The organism is Peribacillus aracenensis (genome assembly GCF_025175645.1).
Lineage (GTDB): Bacteria > Bacillota > Bacilli > Bacillales > DSM-1321 > Peribacillus > Peribacillus aracenensis.
Genome location: NZ_JANZMJ010000010.1, coordinates 79,359 through 98,102, shown reverse-complemented (window position 1 = coordinate 98,102; position 18,744 = coordinate 79,359). Strand labels below are relative to the sequence as shown.

Here is an 18,744-nt window from a genome sequence, read left to right as displayed (position 1 = left end):
CATGGTGGCTGCCCCTGTTTCTGTGAATGAGAAGAAGGATTTTATTCGGTGGTTTTTAAATCATTATCAACTGAAACGAAGAGAATGCGTATGGATATTGAATTACTTAATGAGTCATGATCAACTAATGAAAAAGGTTCATTTTGTAGAAAATGCACAATATTGCCCACGTGGACTGATCATGTCGACACATTGTGTGGATGAAGTCCCTTTCAGGTTCTATAAGTCCAATATCATGACGACCGATGCAGAGAAATCTTTTCATGATATCCGTTTAAATCGGGATGAAGACATTTATATTCAGCTCAATTTTAAATCGTCTTACTCTTCCTATCAATATGCAGCGGTTCTCGAGCACAATCCCTTCATGCCGAAATCAACTGCATCGAATGAAAAAGATCAGCTGCTGGCTGAACAATTTTTAGAAAGAAGCATGTTGTATTTCCAAAGGGACCGTTTGCTTAAGGAAATCGATGAAGCACTTGATAAGCATGATGAACAAGCATTTAAGAACTTAACAGAACAATTGAATCAATTAAAAGTACTTGGATAAAATAAATTGACCTTTCCGTAATCAGGAAAGGTTTTTATTTTTTATAAAATATTGATAAAATCCACATTTTTGTAAAGACTATGGGTATATGGTAAAGATGTTATAAAAAAATGGTAAAATGAAAGGGAGTTGATTCAAAAAATCGGGAGTGAAGAAAAACATGAAGTGGACAGCAAAAGATCTTGACATGTATATGCAGTCAAAAGAGTACGTGGATACCGTTTTGATTCCTTTGGTTCCCCTATCTTTTAAAGGACAAATGAAGCAATCGGGCTCAATGAATGAATTTCTTACCATTTTAAGCTTGGAAATTGAAAAGCAGATGAAAGGAAGAATTCTTTTATTGCCAACATTTCATTATATAAGTGATGAAATGGATAAGGTTGAGCGGTTAAAGCGTTGGGCCAATGAAGTGAAAGAAAATGATTTCGAGCATGTTTTTTTTCTTACATCGGATTTTGAATGGAAAAAGGAAGAGCGGGAATTAGACAATAATTTAGTATGGATTCCTGCCATCCCCCTCGATGGGCTTGAAATTGAACAAGCAAGGGAAATGATTAACCAGCAAGTTCTCCAAATCCTTGATATTTTCTCTTATAATTGGAAAAATGAAAAAAAGTAGGATTTTTCGCATAATTTGACACATAGTTGCCACCTTTTGGGTTTTACAAATATTGACCTTGGTAAATTATTGAGATATCATGGAAATGTCCTAGTTTTATAGTGTCGCTATTTATTGGTCCTTTGGGCTCTCAGTATAGTAATAGAGGGGGGGAAAACGCATGAGCAAGCGTAATGTTTCACGACGTCAATTCCTTAATTACACACTTACTGGCGTTGGTGGATTTATGGCGGCCGGTATGTTGATGCCTATGGTTAGGTTTGCAATTGATCCTGTATTATCAGCTGATAAAGGCGGGGATTACGTTGCAACTAAACAGAAGGTAAGTGAACTGACTACCGAACCAACCCGTGTCGACTTTAGTTTTAAACAGGTCGATGGGTGGTATGAGTCTGAAGAAACAAATACAGCATGGGTTTACAAAACGGATGATGGTAAGATCGTTGCCTTATCTCCAATCTGTAAACATTTAGGCTGTACGGTAGGTTGGAATACGGATAAGACTAATCCGAATCAATTTTTCTGTCCTTGCCATTATGGCAGGTATACGAAAGATGGGATGAATGTGAAGGGGACACCGCCGGTTTCACCATTGGATGTCTTTGACACGAAAGAAAAAGATGGAATACTTTATTTGGGTCAACTAAAACCGCATGGGGAGGCGTAAACATTGCTAACAAAGTTATATGACTGGGTGGACGAGCGTTTAGATATTACGCCATTATGGCGGGATATTGCTGACCATGAGGTTCCAGAACATGTTAACCCCGCACATCATTTTTCTGCATTCGTATATTGTTTTGGTGGGTTAACTTTCTTTATTACGGTCATCCAAATCTTGTCAGGCATGTTCTTGACGATGTATTATGTCCCGGACATTAAAAACGCTTGGGAATCTGTTTATTATTTGCAAAATGAAGTTGCCTTCGGTCAAATTGTCCGTGGTATGCATCACTGGGGAGCAAGTCTAGTTATCGTTATGATGTTTTTACATACTCTTCGTGTCTTCTTCCAGGGAGCTTACAAAAAACCGCGTGAATTGAACTGGATGGTCGGCGTGTTGATTTTCTTCATCATGCTGGCATTAGGCTTGACTGGTTATTTATTGCCTTGGGATATGAAAGCGCTATTCGCAACGAAAGTTACTTTGACAATTGTCGAATCGGTACCATTGATGGGGCCGGCACTCAAGACGTTGATAGCAGGAGATCCAACCATCGTTGGAGCACAGACATTGACGCGATTCTTTGCAATCCATGTATTCTTCCTGCCAGCAGCATTATTTGCTTTACTAGCGGCTCATTTCCTGATGATCCGAAAACAAGGTATTTCAGGCCCGCTATAAAAGAATGGTGAACCAAAAACCAAATAAACCTTTTCATAAAGGAGGGGAATTGTTCAATGCATCGTGGGAAAGGTATGAAATTCGTAGGTGACTCGCGTATCTCCGCGGACCGTAAACCGAATATTCCGAAAGATTATTCAGAATATCCTGGGAAAACTGAAGCATTTTGGCCTAATTTCCTTTTAAAAGAATGGATGGTAGGAGCTGTATTTCTTGTAGGTTATCTTTGCCTGACAATCGCGCATCCGTCACCATTGGAAAGGATAGCAGATCCTACAGATACAGGGTATATTCCGCTGCCGGACTGGTATTTCCTATTCCTTTACCAATTACTTAAGTATACCTATGCTTCAGGTCCTTATAATGCAATCGGGTCCATGGTAATACCTGGTTTGGCTTTCGGGGCATTGCTCTTGGCACCTTTTCTGGATCGCGGTACAGAGCGGAGCCCGGCGAAACGTCCTTTTGCTGTAGGCTTCATGTTATTGGCAATGGCCGGCGTTTTCTATTTAACATGGGAATCCGCAGCCCATCACGATTGGGAAGCTTCCAAGAAGCAAGGAGCGATCGTGGAAGGTGCAGACATTGATAAAGAGAGCGATGGGTATAAATTGATGGATTCTAATGGGTGTATCAGCTGTCATGGAGCAGAATTAACTGGTGGAGCAGGAGCGCCAAGCTTAATTGACACTGGTTTAAAGCCAGAGGAAATCTCTAAGATCGCAGTCAAAGGCCAGGGCGCCATGCCAGCTGGCATGTTCAAAGGTACAGATGAAGAATTGAAAACATTAGCTGAGTTTGTTTCAGGTTTATCGACAAAATAATATTGCCATCAACAGATTTTCTTTCATATGCTGCAAAAGAAGCTGACGACCACGGTTGTCGGCTTTTTTATTGGTAAATTGAAGCGTTAATGAGAAGAAATTGAAAGGAATACTTGGTTTTCTGGTTGATGGCCTGTAAAATGAGTATACATGAGAATGTAAGTGAGGGTAAAAGAATGAATGTTATCTACAGTTGGCTTGCAAATCGGCAAATGCTCGTTTTGTTATTATTAATAAATATATTCGGAACAGCCTTTGGATATTATTGGTACGGTAGTCAATTGGAAAACACTCCGGCGATTTTTTTGGCATTTGTACCGGATAGCCCGACTGCCAGCCTGTTTTTTGTATTTGTTTTAACGGGTTTCCTATTAAGAAGGAATTTCGGACTTATGGAAGCCTTGGCGATAATGACACTATTCAAATATGGCATATGGGCAGTTGTCATGAATTTGATGACCTACGTGACAACAGGTTCATTGCCATGGGAAGGTTATATGTTAATGGCTTCTCATTTGGGGATGGCGATTCAAGGTATATTATATGCACCATTTTATCGAATAAAACCTTGGCATATGATAGTGGCAGGGATTTGGACCATACATAATGACATAATCGATTATGTTTTTGAAATGATGCCAATATATCGTGATTTATTGGTATATATGAATTCGATAGGTTATTTCACTTTTTGGCTCAGCATACTTTCCATTTTTGTCGGCTGGTACTTTGGATATAGAAATAAGCGAATCACCCTAACCTTCCCTTAAAAAAGTTTACTTTAAATACTGCTTTGTAAAAGCAGGGTTAACTTTTTTATGTTGAACGAGGTCTACTCATGTTTTTTCTTTCATATCGTTTTAGTAGAGATATGAGGAGGGACGAGTAGCATGTTGAAAAAATTCATATTAACCATTGCTGTTTTATTTGTCGTCTTACATTTCCCTGTCTATGCAGAATCCTCTTCAAGTTTGGAGCAATTAGATGACATTTCCGATAGAGCCTTGGAAATGACCAAGTTGAAGCGATATGGAGATTCGGAAAAGATGCTGACGTTTTTTTCTGACCGGTTTTTAAAAGAGACAGCAAAAGAGCAGATCCTTGACATGGACGAACTTCGAATTATCACTGTAGCTCATAATGAGGCCTTGATGACAATAAAGGATATGAACAAGGGAGATTCCGAAAAGGTTAATTCTGTTACAAAGTTCCGGCTTGTTGTTGATGCGGTCAAGTCTACCCATCAGCCCCTTTGGACAGAGATGGAAGATCAAATGATGAATTCTTTCCAGCAAACAAAGAACGCCGCGATCAATCAAGACACAATTACATTCAATAGCCAATTGAACTTATTCCTATCACAATATGAAATGATATATCCAAGCTTGAAAGTCGACCTTTCTAAAGAAACGATGCAGCAACTGGACACGAGGATCCAATACATCAACCAATACCGTCCGGAGGTAATCAGTGATGGAGAAAATCAAAAGGAACTGGATGCGCTGCAAAACGAATTGAGCACCATTTTTGATGAAATGGGGGAAGATGACACAGATCCTTCCCTTTGGTGGGTCATCATATCGACAGGCTCAATCATTATCATGACGCTTTCTTATGTAGGCTGGAGAAAATATAAAGGTGATAGGGAAAAACCAAGGAAAGAACATAATGATTAAAAAGACACGGGAAGAGAACACTATATTTGACACGGTTGCCTTCATTCCATAGAATTAAGAGTAATAATAGTTATAGGAGGATACCATGTATTTCATTTATTTGGCGATTATCATTTTAATCCCGATTTATGCACAAATGAAAGTGAAAAGCACGTATAAAAAATATTCAAAGGTATCGGCCTCTTCTGGCATGAATGGTGCTGAGACGGCACGGGCCATCTTGGACCAAAATGGACTGTTCAATGTCAGGGTCGAAGAGACACCTGGAATGCTTTCGGACCATTATGACCCAAGGGATAAAACGGTGCGTTTATCATCTGATAACTATCACGGCCATTCAGTTGCCGGTGTAGCGGTTGCAGCCCATGAAGTTGGACATGCGATTCAAGACAAAGAAGCATATGCATTCTTGCGTTTTCGCCATGCATTAGTACCGGTAGCTAATTTTGGCTCTAACATATCATGGATTTTGATTTTAATCGGGGTGTTAGCCAGAATTCCAGGCTTATTAATAGCAGGTATCGTATTTATGGCTGCCGCTGTATTGTTCCAAGTGATAACCCTGCCTGTTGAATTCAATGCTTCTTCTCGGGCAATGGATCAACTCGTTTCCGTTGGGGTCATCCGGAATGATGAAGAACGGGAAACGAGAAAAGTATTAAGTGCCGCTGCGATGACTTATGTTGCTGCCGCTCTTGTAGCCGTACTGGAATTAGTTCGTCTTCTGCTTATGTATACAGGAATGAGGGAAGAGGATTAATTTGAAAAAGGACACCATCTTGGGATGGGGTCCTTTTTTATTTTTAAAAGTATTGCTGCACATGGCTAATAAAATTCAGTTAATAGGGCAACATTCATAAGGATTGCATTCTATCGGCATGCCACAAATAAAAGGATTACCTTTCAATGGGATTTTTGTTTTCATCAAGGGTAAAGCCCTCACCCAATACATCATGCACTTCACTTACAGATACAAATGCATGAGGATCCACCGATGTTATGGCAGTCTTTAAGCGGACTAGTTCATTTTTACCAACAACACAGTAGAGTACTTCCCGGTCATTGCGGGTAAAGGACCCATATCCCCTTAATACGGTTACGCCCCGCTCCATATCATTCATGATTTTTTCAGCAATTTGCTTGTTTTTATCACTAATGATCATTGCACCCCTAGCAGCATAGGCTCCTTCTTGCATAAAGTCGATCACTCTGGCACCTATAAATACGGCAACAAGGGTATACATCGCTTGCCGGTAATCAAGGTAGGTTAGGATGGACAGGCCAATGACGACGGCATCAAAGATGAACATGGTCCGTCCCATTCCCATCCCCAAGTAACGATGGGCAAAACGGGCGATGATATCCACTCCGCCTGTTGTCCCACCGTAACGAAAGATGATGCCCAGCCCGACACCAACAAAAACCCCGGCAAACAATGCCACAAGCATCAAGTCGTTTCCGAGATCGATTTCGATTTGGTATCTTTCGAAAACCCATAGCCAAACGGAGAGGCCGACCGTTCCGATAATCGTATAAAAGAAAGAAGTGCGTCCCAAATATTTCCACCCTATTAAAAATAAAGGAATATTCAAAATCAAATTAGAATAAGAAGGATTTATTCCGATAAGTTGATATATAATCAAGGTGAGACCGGTGAATCCACCTTCGGCCAAGTTGTTCTGCATGTTAAAATGCACGAGGCCAAAAGCGAATATTCCAGCCCCAAAAAGGATGAATATAATATTTTTCAATTTTAAGCCCAAAAGCATGTCCCATACCTCCAAAGGTTTGCCTATCATTAATTTACTTATTATAACTAATTAACCAACTATGGGCAATTTTGATTCACGAACGTATCTGTTGTCTTCTGTTTCACTTTTAGCTAACATGGAGAAGGTATGATGTTTGAAAACGAAAATCAAGAATGGGTGACGATATGGAAAAGCATAAGACGATCCAACAGATGCAAGCGGAAGTCGACCAATACATAGGACAATTTAAAGAAGGATATTTCAGCCCTCTGGCCATGCTCGCCCGCATGTCTGAAGAACTTGGGGAATTGGCTAGGGAAGTCAATCATTACCATGGTGAAAAACCAAAGAAGGCAACAGAGGAAGAGAATACGATTGAAGCGGAATTAGGGGATATGCTTTTTGTTTTGATTTGTTTTGCCAATTCTTTAGGGATTGACCTTCAAAACTCGCATGATTTGGTCATGGAAAAGTTTACAACCCGTGATAAAGATAGATGGACAAGAAAAGAAGAGAAAATGGAGGAGGAAGGTAAAGATGAGTAAAGTGAAAGTGATTGTAGCTGGTCCACGTGGCAGAATGGGAAATGAAGCGGTGAAGCTTGTACATAGGACAGAAGGGTTTGAATTGGCAGCTGTCATAGATCGCAAGCATAACGGGGAAAGCATCTCCGCGATAGAAGGTTTTCACGGTATTGAAGCACCGGTTTTCTCGGATATAAATGAATGCTTTTCTTCTATAAAGGCGGACGTATTGATAGATTTGACCACACCTGAAGTGGGGATGTTCCATACTGAAACGGCACTTAATCATGGAATCCGTCCTGTAGTGGGAACGACAGGTTTTACTAAGGAAGATTTAGCGAAGCTGGATTCATTAACAAAAGAAAAGGGCATTGGTTGCATCATCGCGCCAAACTTTGCAATTGGAGCCATTTTGATGATGAAGTTTTCCCAAATGGCTGCAAAGTATTTCCCTGATGTAGAGATCATAGAAATGCACCATGATCAAAAACTGGATGCACCTTCTGGCACTGCTTCCAAAACGGCAGACATGATTGCAGCGGTACGTGAAACAAAACAACAGGGGCACCCTAATGAAAAAGAAACCATCCAGGGGGCAAGAGGTGCAAATGTAGATGGCATGCATATCCACAGTGTTCGGCTACCGGGGCTGGTTGCCCATCAACAGGTGCTTTTCGGAAGTGATGGAGAGCTATTGACGGTTCGGCATGACTCCTTTAATCGAGCGTCTTTCATGTCAGGAGTCAAACTTGCCGTCGATACCGTCATGAAATTGGATGTTCTTGTATACGGCCTTGAAAATATTATCGAATAGGGATCAGGAGGGTTTACGATGAAAATTGCCTTAATTGCCCATGATAAGAAAAAAGAAGATATCATTCGATTTGTAACAGCCTATAAAGCTGTATTTGAGCAGCATGAATTATTTGCAACAGGTACGACCGGGAAACGAATCATGCAAGAAGTATCACTGCCCGTCCATCGTTTTCATTCAGGACCTCTTGGCGGGGATCAGGAAATAGGTGCAATGATTGCACGCGGAGAAATGGACATGGTCCTATTTTTCCGCGATCCTTTGACATCACAGCCACATGAACCTGATGTATCGGCGCTTATACGACTATCAGATGTATATGAAATTCCCTTGGCGACTAATATGGGCACGGCAGAAGTGCTGATACAAGGATTGAAACATGGGTATATGGACTGGCTAAAACTACGGCAAAAACAAGGTGAGATAAATGAAAAACAAAAGTAACATAGATATCCTGGCTTTTGGCGCACATGCGGATGATGTTGAAATCGGTATGGGCGGCACAATCGCTAAATATGTGCAACAAGGCAGGAAAATTGTCATTTGTGACTTGACAAAGGCTGAAATGTCATCCAATGGTACCGTTCCATTGCGGCAAGAGGAAGCGCAGAAAGCTGCTGAAATCCTTGGGGTGAAGAGGATTTCCCTTGATCTACCTGATCGGGGACTATACATGAAAGCGGAATACATAAATCAAATCATTACGGTCATTCGCCAATATAAACCTGCCCTTGTATTTGCACCGTTTTTGGAAGATCGCCATCCCGATCATGGGAATTGTGCAAAATTAGTCGAGGAAGCAGTTTTTTCGGCAGGAGTAAGAAAGTATATGGAAGAAGAAGGCCTGGATTCTCATCGTGTCCAAAATATGTACTATTATATGATCAATGGGTTTCACAAACCGGACTTCGTCGTGGACATCACTTCTACAATATCGAAAAAGCTGGATAGCCTTAGGGCATATGGCAGCCAATTCGATAAAAGTCAAATATCTGTAGAAACACCGCTAGTTAATGGCTATATCGAGACTGTAGAGGCACGGGAGCGGATGTTCGGTAAAGAAGTGGGTGTCGCCTATGCGGAGGGATTCATGACAAAAAAACCATTTCTGATCGATGCCGACTTGTTAGGAGAAAAATAAGCTTATGAAATTAAAAATTGGAATTACCTGTTATCCTACAGTTGGGGGTTCGGGTGTCGTAGCAACTGAATTAGGTAAGATGCTTGCAGAAAAAGGACATGAAATACATTTCATTTCTTCAAGCCTCCCTTTTCGCTTGAATAAGATGTACTGTAATATTTTTTATCACCAGGTTGAAGTGAACTCGTATTCAGTCTTTCAATATCCACCATATGACCTGGCTCTTGCCAGCAAGATAGCAGATGTCGTAAAACGGGAGAAGTTAGATATCCTTCACGTTCATTATGCAATTCCACATGCTGTTTGTGCGATCCTTGCAAAGCAGATGTCAGGTAATGAAGTTAAGATCGTAACCACACTGCATGGTACGGACATAACCGTATTAGGCCATGATCCCTCATTGACCAATTTGATAAAATTCGGGATAGAGCAATCAGATGTCGTTACTGGAGTATCTAATTCCCTTGTTCAGCAAACGCACGAATTAATCGCGCCGGATAAGGAAATCAAAACCGTCTATAATTTTATTGATGAAAGAGATTACCATAAATCCAATTCAGATTACCTTAAGGATGAATACGGAATCAGTGAAGATGAAAAAGTGATCATTCATGTTTCGAATTTCCGTTCGGTCAAGCGAGTGAAAGACGTCATCCAGGCGTTTTATTTAACTCAAAAGAAAATGCCCGCAAAGCTTTTACTTGTAGGAGACGGGCCGGAAGTGACAACAGTATTGAAATTGGCTAAAGATCTTGGAATCGATGATTCGGTCTTGTTTCTTGGTAAGCAGGATAACCTTGCCGAATTATATTCAATCAGTGATTTGATATTCCTGTTATCGGAAAAAGAGAGTTTTGGACTTGTGCTGCTCGAGGCGATGGCATGTGGAGTTCCTTGTATCGGGACGAATATCGGGGGAATTCCTGAAGTCATCGTTGATGGGGAGACTGGTTATATTTGTGAATTGGGAGATGTCGATATGGTTGCTGAAAAAGCGGTGGGACTATTAAGTGACCCGATTTTACATAAACGCTTTTCTGAAGCTGCGCTGGAAAGGGCCAATACTGATTTCCACTCCGATACGATCATGTCAGAGTATGAAGCCATCTATATTCAAGCACTTGAAGGTAAATCCATGGAATAGGGAGGGGATGCTGATGGATCGATTATTCTTAAAATCAGTACCCATTTTGGAAGCGATAGAAGAAGCAGGATACGAGGCTTATTTCGTTGGCGGCTCTGTAAGGGATTATATCCTTGGCAGGCCCATAAACGATGTGGACATCGCCACTTCCGCAACACCCCAGGAAATCAAAAGGATTTTTCCTAATACGGCTGACATCGGAATCGACCACGGAACAGTGCTTGTCATTACGGATACCGGTACATACGAAATTACGACGTTTAGAACGGAAAGCGGGTATTCGGACTTTCGCAGACCCGATTCTGTACAATTTGTCCGTTCTTTGACAGAGGATTTGCAAAGAAGAGATTTTACGATGAATGCAATGGCAATGGATAAGACCGGAAAAATCATAGATCCATTTAATGGTAAGCGTGATTTGGCAGAAAAAAGGATTATCACGGTTGGCAACCCGCATGAAAGGTTTCATGAGGATGCATTGAGAATGATGCGTGCATTAAGGTTCGTAAGTCAGCTTGATTTTGATCTGGATCAAGAAACCTTTCATTCCCTTAAAGAGAATGCTCAGATCATCAGTGAAATCGCTGTCGAAAGAATCCTGGTTGAATTTGAGAAGCTAGTGGCCGGCTCCAATAGGATAAGGGCTTTCTCACTCTTGCTGGAAAGCGGATTATATCAATATCTGCCTCTATTCTCCAGTAAAAAAGATCATTTGACGGACTTACTGGACCTGCCGCTTCATCAGCTAAAAGCGGCAGAAATATGGTCTATAATCATGGTTCACACAAAGGATCAGGAACTCGAAAAGTCTTTGCGGGCATGGAAGCTGCCATTGAAAACGATAAGAAACATTCAACGTACGATACAGCTAGTGAAGAAAGAACCATCAGCCATCGATGTATTTCAGGCAGGTCATGGCGTAACAGTGCAAGCTGCTAAAGTCAAGGCGGCACTGACTGGCGGTAATGTATCGGATGCGGAGGAGAATGCACATCAGCGTTACAATGGACTTATTATAAAACAAATGTCGGATCTTGCCGTTACAGGAACGGATTTATTGAATTGGCATCAAGAAAAGCCAGGTCCATGGGTCAAAGAATACTTGGAAAAAATAGTGAAGGCTGTCTTGAATGAAGAATTAAGAAATGATAAAGAAGAAATAAAGAGGTGGCTGGCGAAATGCAATCTGAGTTAAGAACAAAGCTGATGGAAGCCCTATCAAAAGCGGATGGTGCGTTCATATCCGGTCAGGAAATTGCTGAATACATTGGCTGTTCGCGCACAGCTGTCTGGAAGCATATAGAAGACCTGCGCAGTGAAGGATATAACGTGGAAGCCGTTAGGAAAAAAGGCTACCGTATCATATCAGCTCCGGAAAAAGTGTCAGAGAGCGAAATACAACTTGGCTTGGAAACAAAAACGATCGGCAAGATGATCCACTATCAGGAGACTGTAGAATCCACTCAAAAAATAGCGCATCAACTAGCAAATGAAGGCGTTCAGGAGGGAACCCTCGTCGTTGCCGAGGAGCAGTTATCCGGAAAAGGAAGGCTAATGAGATCTTGGCATTCCCCGAAATTCAGCGGCATATGGATGAGTCTGATCCTAAGACCGAAAATCCCGATTCATGAGGCTCCGCAACTTACATTATTGGCCGCAGTCGCTGTGGCTCAGGCTATGGAGGATACCACTGATTTAAAGCCACAAATAAAGTGGCCGAATGATATTTTGGTGAATCGCAAGAAAGTGGTGGGCATCCTGACGGAGATGCAGGCGGAGTCAGATAGAATCCATTCCGTCATTGTCGGTTTTGGGATGAATATCAATCAGCAATTGGAGGATTTTCCTGAAGAACTGCAGGAAAAGGCTTCTTCCCTTTTCATAGAAAGTGGAGAGATAGTTTCAAGGTCCAAGGTCATTCAACGAGTATTGTTCCGTCTCGAAAATTTGTACGAACTCTATTTAGATCAAGGCTTCATGCCAATAAAGGATTTATGGGAGAGTTATGCGATCAGTCTTGGCCAGGTTATCAAAGCCAGTACGGTTAATGACACGATTGTCGGAAAAGCATTGGGCATAACGGATTCAGGCGTTTTACTTCTTGAAGACGGAAAGGGAACCGTACACTCGATATATTCTGCAGATATTGAAATTCAGTAGATTTTGTCAAATTCGTGAAAATTAAATAGAAATTTTTAATTTGGCTTGATATAATGCAAGTGGGCAGTATCTAATGTGAACTGCACCCCCATAAATACCAAATTATTTGAAAATCTGCCTTGATCCAGAGAACTGGACGGGGACGGAGGGATGAAACTTCTGATGAAACAAAGATTGACTAAAAGATAAGTCTGTGTCGATATTTGGCTTTTTAAGCCATTTTTCGTAGCAAAACAGATACTTTTTTAGTCAGTCTTTTTTTTGCGCATGAATGTATAGACACCAGTTTTCGCTGATGTTTTCATCTCCTCCATCAAAAGGAGGAAACGTAATGAAATTGTCCGGAGATTTTTTGAAAATGAAACAAAATCAAGAGAAAATTGTCATGCTGACGGCTTATGATTACCCGTCAGCAAAGTTAGCCGAACAATCAGGTGTAGACATGATTTTAGTCGGCGATTCTTTAGGAATGGTCGTATTGGGATATGAATCAACGATTCCAGTTACGGTGAATGACATGATCCATCATACAAAGGCAGTAAAACGCGGTGCACCAGATACATTTGTCGTGACGGACATGCCCTTTATGAGCTATCACCTATCTATGGATGAAACACTCAAGAATGCAGCCCGAATCATGCAGGAAGGTCATGCCGATGCCGTGAAGCTCGAGGGCGCGGATGATGTTGTTGAAAAAATATCAGCATTGACCAAGGCTGGCATCCCGGTTGTAGCCCATCTTGGCTTGACTCCTCAATCAGTCGGCGTTCTGGGCGGCTATAAAGTGCAAGGTAAAGATGCTGAAAGTGCAGCACAGCTCTTGGAAGATGCGAGAAAGTGTGAAGCGGCGGGAGCGATGGCAATTGTATTTGAATGTGTTCCATATCAAGTGGGGGAACTCGTTACACAGAACCTGGAAATTCCTACCATCGGGATTGGGGCAGGCGCAGAAACGGATGGTCAAGTCCTCGTTTACCATGATGTCATCAAGTATGGGGTAGACCGGCTAGCGAAATTCGTAAAAGTTTATGGAGATGCAAATGAACTGATTGGTCAATCGATTACAAGCTTTGTGAATGAAGTGAAATCTAAAGATTTTCCGTCGAAAGAACATACTTTTACAATGAAAGAAGAGCAGCTTTCTGAACTTTATGGAGGGAAAAGATGAAAACTTTTACATCAGCTGCTGATTTGCAACTGGCACTCAAAGAGGAAAAAAACAATCACAAAAGCATAGGCTATGTAGCGACGATGGGGTTTTTACATGAGGGGCATGCAACCCTTTTGGAAAAGGCTCGCAACGAAAATGATATTGTGGTATTGAGTATTTTTGTGAATCCGATGCAATTTGGACCTAATGAGGATTTTGAAACATATCCGCGGGATTTGGCACGGGATGAAAATGTCGCAGCAAATGGCGGAGTGGATTATCTCTTCTATCCGACAGTCCACGAAATGTACGGTGAAGAACCATCTGTGAAGGTTGTTGTCCAAAGCAGGACGGATGTTTTATGCGGTAGACAAAGGCCTGGACACTTTGATGGTGTAGCGACGGTCTTAACGAAATTCTTCAATATCATCCTTCCTGATAGAGCTTACTTTGGTAAGAAGGATGCCCAGCAAGTCGCCGTGATAGATGGACTGATCAAAGACTTTCATTTCCCTATCCAGCTAGTTGCTGTAGATACCGTTCGCGAAGAAGATGGGTTAGCGAAGAGCTCGCGAAATGTTAACCTATCAGATCAAGAACGCATGGAGGCTAAAGAACTGTACCAAAGTTTATTAAAGGCCAAAGAGGCGGTTGAATCAGGTGAAAGAAATGCAGCAACCGTCACGGCCTTAGTAAATGAACATATTGCTGTCCACACAAGTGGAGTGATCGACTATATTGAAATCTATCAATATCCGGAACTTAAACCACTTGAATCGCTGGCAGGAAACGTTATCATTGCAATGGCTGTAAAGTTCAAGCATGCAAGACTAATTGATAATATCATCTTATATGTGGAATGATTCATGAAAAATTAGGGGGAATTGAGATGTTTCGAACGATGATGAATGGGAAAATTCACCGTGCACGAGTAACTGAAGCTAATTTGAATTATGTAGGCAGCATTACGATTGATGAAGACATAATTGATGCGGTGGGTATTCTGCCTAACGAAAAAGTCGCCATCGTGAATAATAATAATGGTGCACGACTTGAAACGTATGTGATTGCGGGTGAACGGGGGAGCGGTGTAGTGTGTTTGAATGGAGCGGCAGCCAGACTGGTGCAGCCGGATGATATCGTGATAATCATTTCTTATATAATGGTTTCAGAGGATAAACTGGGGGAACACAAACCAAAAGTTGCGATCATGGATGAAAACAACAAAATCATTGATTTGATTTCAAACGAACCTGCAGCTACCATCATGTAAGCGAGGGCCGGCACATATGCATGAATCATGCATACAGGTGCCGGCCCTTTTAGTCTTTTGATGAACGGCTTGTTTCCTTTATTACGATTATTATGGTATAAAAAAGATAAGAGAATTCCATCAGGAAGTGGAGAAAGCGAAGTTTGAGGTGTACAATTCATGATGCAACGATATGTAGTGGTTGATTTGGAAACGACAGGGAATTCTCCAAAAAAAGGAGATAGGATAATACAATTTGCTGGCGTGGTCATCGAAAATGACCAAATTGTGGATGAATACTCGACATTCATCCACCCTGGACAGGAAATTTCCTTGTTTATTGAAGAATTGACCGGAATAAGCAACGAGACGGTAAAAAATGCACCTGACTTTGAAGATGTTGCAGAAAATATTGCCCGGCTTATAGAAGGGGCTTGTTTTGTTGCCCATAATGTTTTATTTGATTTATCTTTTTTACAGGAAGAACTAGTACGATGCGGGTTTGAGCCGTTTTATGGTTCCACCCTTGATACAGTGGAGTTAGCGAAAATATTAAAACCAACATCCGATGGATATAAGCTGCACCAGCTGGCTAAAGAAGAAAACCTGGATCATTCCAGGCCCCATCAAGCGGATAGTGATGCATATGCCACAGCTTTATTATTGTTGGAGTTGAAAAAAAAGCTGATGAACCTTCCAGTCATGACACTTAAACAGTTATATCGATTATCTTTTTCCTTACAAAGTGAGGTTTCCGAATTAATAGATGCTTGCATTGCAAGCAAACTTGCTAAAGCAGAAGTCCATTCACCTAATCTTATTACGTATAGGGGCCTTGCATTTAAAAAGGCCGAAAACGAAGGTGATCATAAAGACACGGAGTCGAAATTCCCGCTCGACGATGAGGAAAAAATAGCCATGCTTCAAAGTGCATTTCCTGCCTTTGAAGCAAGAAGCGGACAACTTGATATGATGAACATGATTCACCATTCCTTCGAATCCAGCCAGGATGCAATCATTGAAGCTGGGACAGGTATTGGAAAATCCATAGGCTATCTGCTTCCGGCTGTTTATTTTGCAAAAAAACATCATAAGCCTGTCGTCGTTTCGACGTATACGCTTCAGCTACAGGATCAACTTCTACAAAACGAGGTTCCTAAGCTTAAGAAAATTCTTCCCTTTACATTTCAAGCTGTTTTACTAAAGGGGAGAAGTAATTATTTGAGCTTGGCAAAGTTCGAAAGGGCATTGCGTGAAAAGGAAGATAATTATGAAACGGCATTAACGAAAATGCAGATATTGGTTTGGCTTACTGAAACCGTAACAGGCGATAAAGATGAATTGAATCTCACGAGCGGGGGTCAGCTATTTTGGAATAGGCTTCAAAGTGATGGTCTTACATACGCCGGTTTAAAACAGCCCTGGATTGAATTGGATTTTTTTGAACGGGCAAAAAGAACAGCTGCCAAAGCGGATATCATCATTACTAACCATTCGTTTTTAATGACGGATCTGCTTACAGAAGACGCCTTGATTCCAAAAAAAGGGTATTTGGTTCTCGATGAAGCACACCATTTGGAGCAAGCTGCATCTAAACAGCTTGGGAGCAGGCTTAATTACATTTCGGTGAAGACGGTTTTGAACAGACTGGGGACATCAGATCAAAAGCAATTATTATATAAATTGGACAGGATGCTCTTAAATAATGGATTGACGGATGGGAAGTCCATGCATGAATTAGATCAAAGGCTTAGTGATTTTTCGTATGAATTCGAACAGCTTTTTTATTATATTTCCAATCAGGCGGAAAAACTTTCACGTTCCATGAGTCCGAAACGGCTTTCATTCAAAATCGATGATGGAAGATGGGGTAAAGCGATTCTGGTCGCTGAGCGATTGGTCGATTTATTAGGATACATCATCACGGAGATAGAGAAAAGATTGGCTCTTTTATTGAATAATGAGTCCCCCTTAGGAAAAAATTCATTATTTCACTTGAATGATATTGAGGTGCTGCTTGGACATTTACAGGACACCAGGGACTCCTTGCATGAATTTTTCATCAAGCCGCATGAAGAAAATATTTATTGGCTGGATTATACGAATGCAGCACCCCAGCATGGGGTGACTTTGACGGTTCAGCCGATTGCAGGAAGTAAACGGCTTTGGGATTCCTATTTCGGGCGTCAAAAGAGTGTGGTCATGACATCGGCAACCCTCGTGGTGAAGAATTCTTTTAAGTATTTTAAAGAACAACTCGGTTTAGAGAACGAGCCAATGCAGACGGCAAGTTTACCTTCACCCTTTCCTTATAAGGAACTCGTAAAGGTACTGGTGCCAAATGATCTACCAGATATCAATTGCTTATCGGTGGAGGAGTTCTCCGAAACAGCGGCAAATCATATTATTGCTGCCGCTCAGGCAGCGAAAGGGAGAATGATGGTATTATTCACCTCGCATGAAATGCTGCGGGCCACCTATCATTCCATCAAAGACAGTGGCGTACTGGATGAGTTCACGCTGTTTGCCCAAGGGATTTCTGGCGGAAGCCGGATGAGGCTGCTCAGGAATTTCCAAAACTTCGAGAAAGCCGTCCTATTTGGGACAACCAGCCTATGGGAAGGCGTCGATATCCCCGGTGAGGATCTATCTTGTTTAATCATTGTCAGGCTGCCATTTTCGCCACCGGATGAACCAGTGACAGCTGCAAAATGCCAACTTCTCGAAAAACAAGGGCGCAATCCTTTCTCTGCGTATTCATTACCTGAAGCCCTATTAAGGTTCCGGCAAGGTTTCGGCAGGCTTATACGAACTCCAGAGGATAAAGGGATTTTGGTAATTCTTGACCGCCGCATCATCACTGCCAAATATGGACCTGAATTTCAAAAAGCCATTCCGGCTGTGGACTGGCACCAAGCCTCAATAACAGAAATGGCTGAAATGATAGAAGAGTGGATTTAAAGAATCTTTAAATCCTTCTTAATCTAAAATGAATTTTTAATAATTTATAAAGAAAAATTACTTTTGAGCTGGTATAATGTGATAGGTGGTAAAGCCTTCAAATCCTATTCATACCAGTGGTTGTTGACAAATTATTAAAATGGAGGGGCGTTTTCATGGAAAGTAAAATCGAAGTAATTTCAACAGTCAGGTTGCAACATTCTCCTGATCTGTATAAAATTGTGGATTCTTTGAACCGAACATTGAAAAAAGATGACTTAATGTTCGGTCTGGCACTGGATTCCCAAGATCAAGAAAAAGCGATATTTACAATTTATCGTACATAGAAAGAAGGAAAAGCAGCTTTGAAAAAATGGTTGATTATTGCTTCTATCCTGGTCCTTTGTTTTATCGGATTTGTCAGCGGGGCATATATTAAAGCGTTGCAGCCTAAAAAAGAGGCTGGTAATGAGGCTTTCCAAAAGGCAAAGGAAGAGGGCGGCCTTGTGACCATGGAAGAATTTTACGCTTATAATGGGCAGGATTCATACTCCGTAATCATTGGTAAGGGGGAAAAAGGGACTAAAAAAATAGTCTGGCTTCCTGAGGATAAGAAGAAAGAAATGGTAGTGGAAAACTATAAAGATGGTAAATCAAAAAAAGAGATCTTAAACATTGTCAAAGAACAGCTTAATCCCCAAAAAATCATTTCTGTTAAGCTAGGCATGGAAAAGAACGTTCCGCTTTGGGAAGTAACGTATCTTGATGAATCCAAGCGTTTTAACTATGACTATTATGATTTTAAAACTGGGGAATGGCTGAAGTATTATCGAAGCATTTAGAATGGA

22 protein-coding genes are annotated in these 18,744 nt (G+C 41.3%); 21 read left to right on the top strand and 1 reads right to left on the bottom strand.

The window, feature by feature from the left end; all coding sequences use genetic code 11:
* Window position 1 precedes the first annotated feature (1 nt).
* From N0M92_RS12450 to N0M92_RS12415, 8 genes are all read left to right on the top strand, one after another.
* Window positions 2–553 (top strand): ReoY family proteolytic degradation factor, encoded by a 552-nt coding sequence (locus tag N0M92_RS12450; protein WP_063233222.1) that lies wholly within the window; start codon window positions 2–4, stop codon window positions 551–553.
* A 160-nt stretch (window positions 554–713) separates the two neighbouring features.
* Complete coding sequence (locus tag N0M92_RS12445) at window positions 714–1,175, top strand: YpiF family protein (protein ID WP_260286017.1); 462 nt, start codon at window positions 714–716, stop codon at window positions 1,173–1,175.
* Window positions 1,176–1,335: 160 nt separating this feature from the next.
* The gene (locus N0M92_RS12440) at window positions 1,336–1,842 is read left to right on the top strand and encodes a QcrA and Rieske domain-containing protein (RefSeq protein WP_260286015.1); all 507 of its coding nucleotides are present in this window, start codon (window positions 1,336–1,338) and stop codon (window positions 1,840–1,842) included.
* Between the two features lie 3 nt (window positions 1,843–1,845).
* A complete protein-coding gene (gene qcrB / locus N0M92_RS12435; protein WP_034307974.1) occupies window positions 1,846–2,520 on the top strand; it encodes a menaquinol-cytochrome c reductase cytochrome b subunit in 675 nt (224 codons plus the stop codon).
* 56 nt (window positions 2,521–2,576) lie between these two features.
* Window positions 2,577–3,344 carry a menaquinol-cytochrome c reductase cytochrome b/c subunit gene (locus tag N0M92_RS12430; RefSeq protein ID WP_192205337.1) on the top strand — a complete coding sequence of 256 codons (768 nt, stop codon included), beginning with the start codon at window positions 2,577–2,579 and terminating at the stop codon, window positions 3,342–3,344.
* 176 nt (window positions 3,345–3,520) lie between these two features.
* On the top strand, window positions 3,521–4,114 hold the full coding sequence (locus N0M92_RS12425) for a DUF1405 domain-containing protein (protein ID WP_260286014.1): 594 nt from the start codon (window positions 3,521–3,523) through the stop codon (window positions 4,112–4,114).
* Window positions 4,115–4,234: 120 nt separating this feature from the next.
* Complete coding sequence (gene ypjB / locus N0M92_RS12420; protein ID WP_260286013.1) at window positions 4,235–5,020, top strand: sporulation protein YpjB; 786 nt, start codon at window positions 4,235–4,237, stop codon at window positions 5,018–5,020.
* Window positions 5,021–5,105: 85 nt separating this feature from the next.
* On the top strand, window positions 5,106–5,780 hold the full coding sequence (locus N0M92_RS12415; protein WP_192205334.1) for a zinc metallopeptidase: 675 nt from the start codon (window positions 5,106–5,108) through the stop codon (window positions 5,778–5,780).
* 136 nt (window positions 5,781–5,916) lie between these two features.
* On the opposite strand, the gene N0M92_RS12410 is transcribed toward N0M92_RS12415, so the two are convergent.
* Window positions 5,917–6,789: a YitT family protein gene (locus tag N0M92_RS12410; RefSeq protein WP_260286012.1), complete on the bottom strand. Its 873-nt coding sequence runs from the start codon at window positions 6,787–6,789 to the stop codon at window positions 5,917–5,919.
* A 167-nt stretch (window positions 6,790–6,956) separates the two neighbouring features.
* On the opposite strand from N0M92_RS12410, the gene N0M92_RS12405 reads away from it, so the two are divergent.
* The 13 genes from N0M92_RS12405 (at window position 6,957) to N0M92_RS12345 (ending at window position 18,738) form a co-directional block, all read left to right on the top strand.
* On the top strand, window positions 6,957–7,316 hold the full coding sequence (locus N0M92_RS12405; protein WP_076366321.1) for a nucleotide pyrophosphohydrolase: 360 nt from the start codon (window positions 6,957–6,959) through the stop codon (window positions 7,314–7,316).
* Window positions 7,309–8,109, top strand: coding sequence for a 4-hydroxy-tetrahydrodipicolinate reductase (gene dapB, locus N0M92_RS12400; RefSeq protein WP_098370765.1), 801 nt, complete (start codon window positions 7,309–7,311; stop codon window positions 8,107–8,109). Before N0M92_RS12405 ends, dapB begins: the two co-directional genes overlap by 8 nt.
* 18 nt (window positions 8,110–8,127) lie before the next feature.
* Window positions 8,128–8,553: a methylglyoxal synthase gene (locus N0M92_RS12395; RefSeq protein ID WP_192205332.1), complete on the top strand. Its 426-nt coding sequence runs from the start codon at window positions 8,128–8,130 to the stop codon at window positions 8,551–8,553.
* On the top strand, window positions 8,537–9,250 hold the full coding sequence (bshB1, locus tag N0M92_RS12390) for a bacillithiol biosynthesis deacetylase BshB1 (protein ID WP_260286011.1): 714 nt from the start codon (window positions 8,537–8,539) through the stop codon (window positions 9,248–9,250). The genes N0M92_RS12395 and bshB1 overlap by 17 nt, the downstream gene beginning before the upstream one ends.
* A 4-nt stretch (window positions 9,251–9,254) precedes the next feature.
* A complete protein-coding gene (gene bshA, locus N0M92_RS12385) occupies window positions 9,255–10,394 on the top strand; it encodes an N-acetyl-alpha-D-glucosaminyl L-malate synthase BshA (RefSeq protein ID WP_260286009.1) in 1,140 nt (379 codons plus the stop codon).
* A 13-nt stretch (window positions 10,395–10,407) separates the two neighbouring features.
* On the top strand, window positions 10,408–11,589 hold the full coding sequence (locus N0M92_RS12380) for a CCA tRNA nucleotidyltransferase (RefSeq protein WP_260286008.1): 1,182 nt from the start codon (window positions 10,408–10,410) through the stop codon (window positions 11,587–11,589).
* On the top strand, window positions 11,574–12,554 hold the full coding sequence (locus N0M92_RS12375) for a biotin--[acetyl-CoA-carboxylase] ligase (protein ID WP_260286007.1): 981 nt from the start codon (window positions 11,574–11,576) through the stop codon (window positions 12,552–12,554). Before N0M92_RS12380 ends, N0M92_RS12375 begins: the two co-directional genes overlap by 16 nt.
* Before the next feature lie 331 nt (window positions 12,555–12,885).
* The gene (gene panB, locus N0M92_RS12370; RefSeq protein WP_260286006.1) at window positions 12,886–13,722 is read left to right on the top strand and encodes a 3-methyl-2-oxobutanoate hydroxymethyltransferase; all 837 of its coding nucleotides are present in this window, start codon (window positions 12,886–12,888) and stop codon (window positions 13,720–13,722) included.
* Window positions 13,719–14,567, top strand: coding sequence for a pantoate--beta-alanine ligase (panC, locus tag N0M92_RS12365; protein WP_260286005.1), 849 nt, complete (start codon window positions 13,719–13,721; stop codon window positions 14,565–14,567). The genes panB and panC overlap by 4 nt, the downstream gene beginning before the upstream one ends.
* A gap of 26 nt (window positions 14,568–14,593) precedes the next feature.
* Entirely contained in the window at window positions 14,594–14,977 is a 384-nt protein-coding gene (gene panD, locus N0M92_RS12360; RefSeq protein WP_260286003.1) for an aspartate 1-decarboxylase, read from the top strand.
* 159 nt (window positions 14,978–15,136) lie between these two features.
* Window positions 15,137–17,917 (top strand): ATP-dependent DNA helicase DinG, encoded by a 2,781-nt coding sequence (gene dinG, locus N0M92_RS12355; protein WP_260286002.1) that lies wholly within the window; start codon window positions 15,137–15,139, stop codon window positions 17,915–17,917.
* A gap of 155 nt (window positions 17,918–18,072) precedes the next feature.
* The gene (locus N0M92_RS12350) at window positions 18,073–18,243 is read left to right on the top strand and encodes a YpmA family protein (RefSeq protein ID WP_065310840.1); all 171 of its coding nucleotides are present in this window, start codon (window positions 18,073–18,075) and stop codon (window positions 18,241–18,243) included.
* A gap of 18 nt (window positions 18,244–18,261) precedes the next feature.
* Window positions 18,262–18,738 carry a cell wall elongation regulator TseB-like domain-containing protein gene (locus N0M92_RS12345; protein ID WP_260286001.1) on the top strand — a complete coding sequence of 159 codons (477 nt, stop codon included), beginning with the start codon at window positions 18,262–18,264 and terminating at the stop codon, window positions 18,736–18,738.
* The last annotated feature ends 6 nt before the right edge of the window (window positions 18,739–18,744 follow it).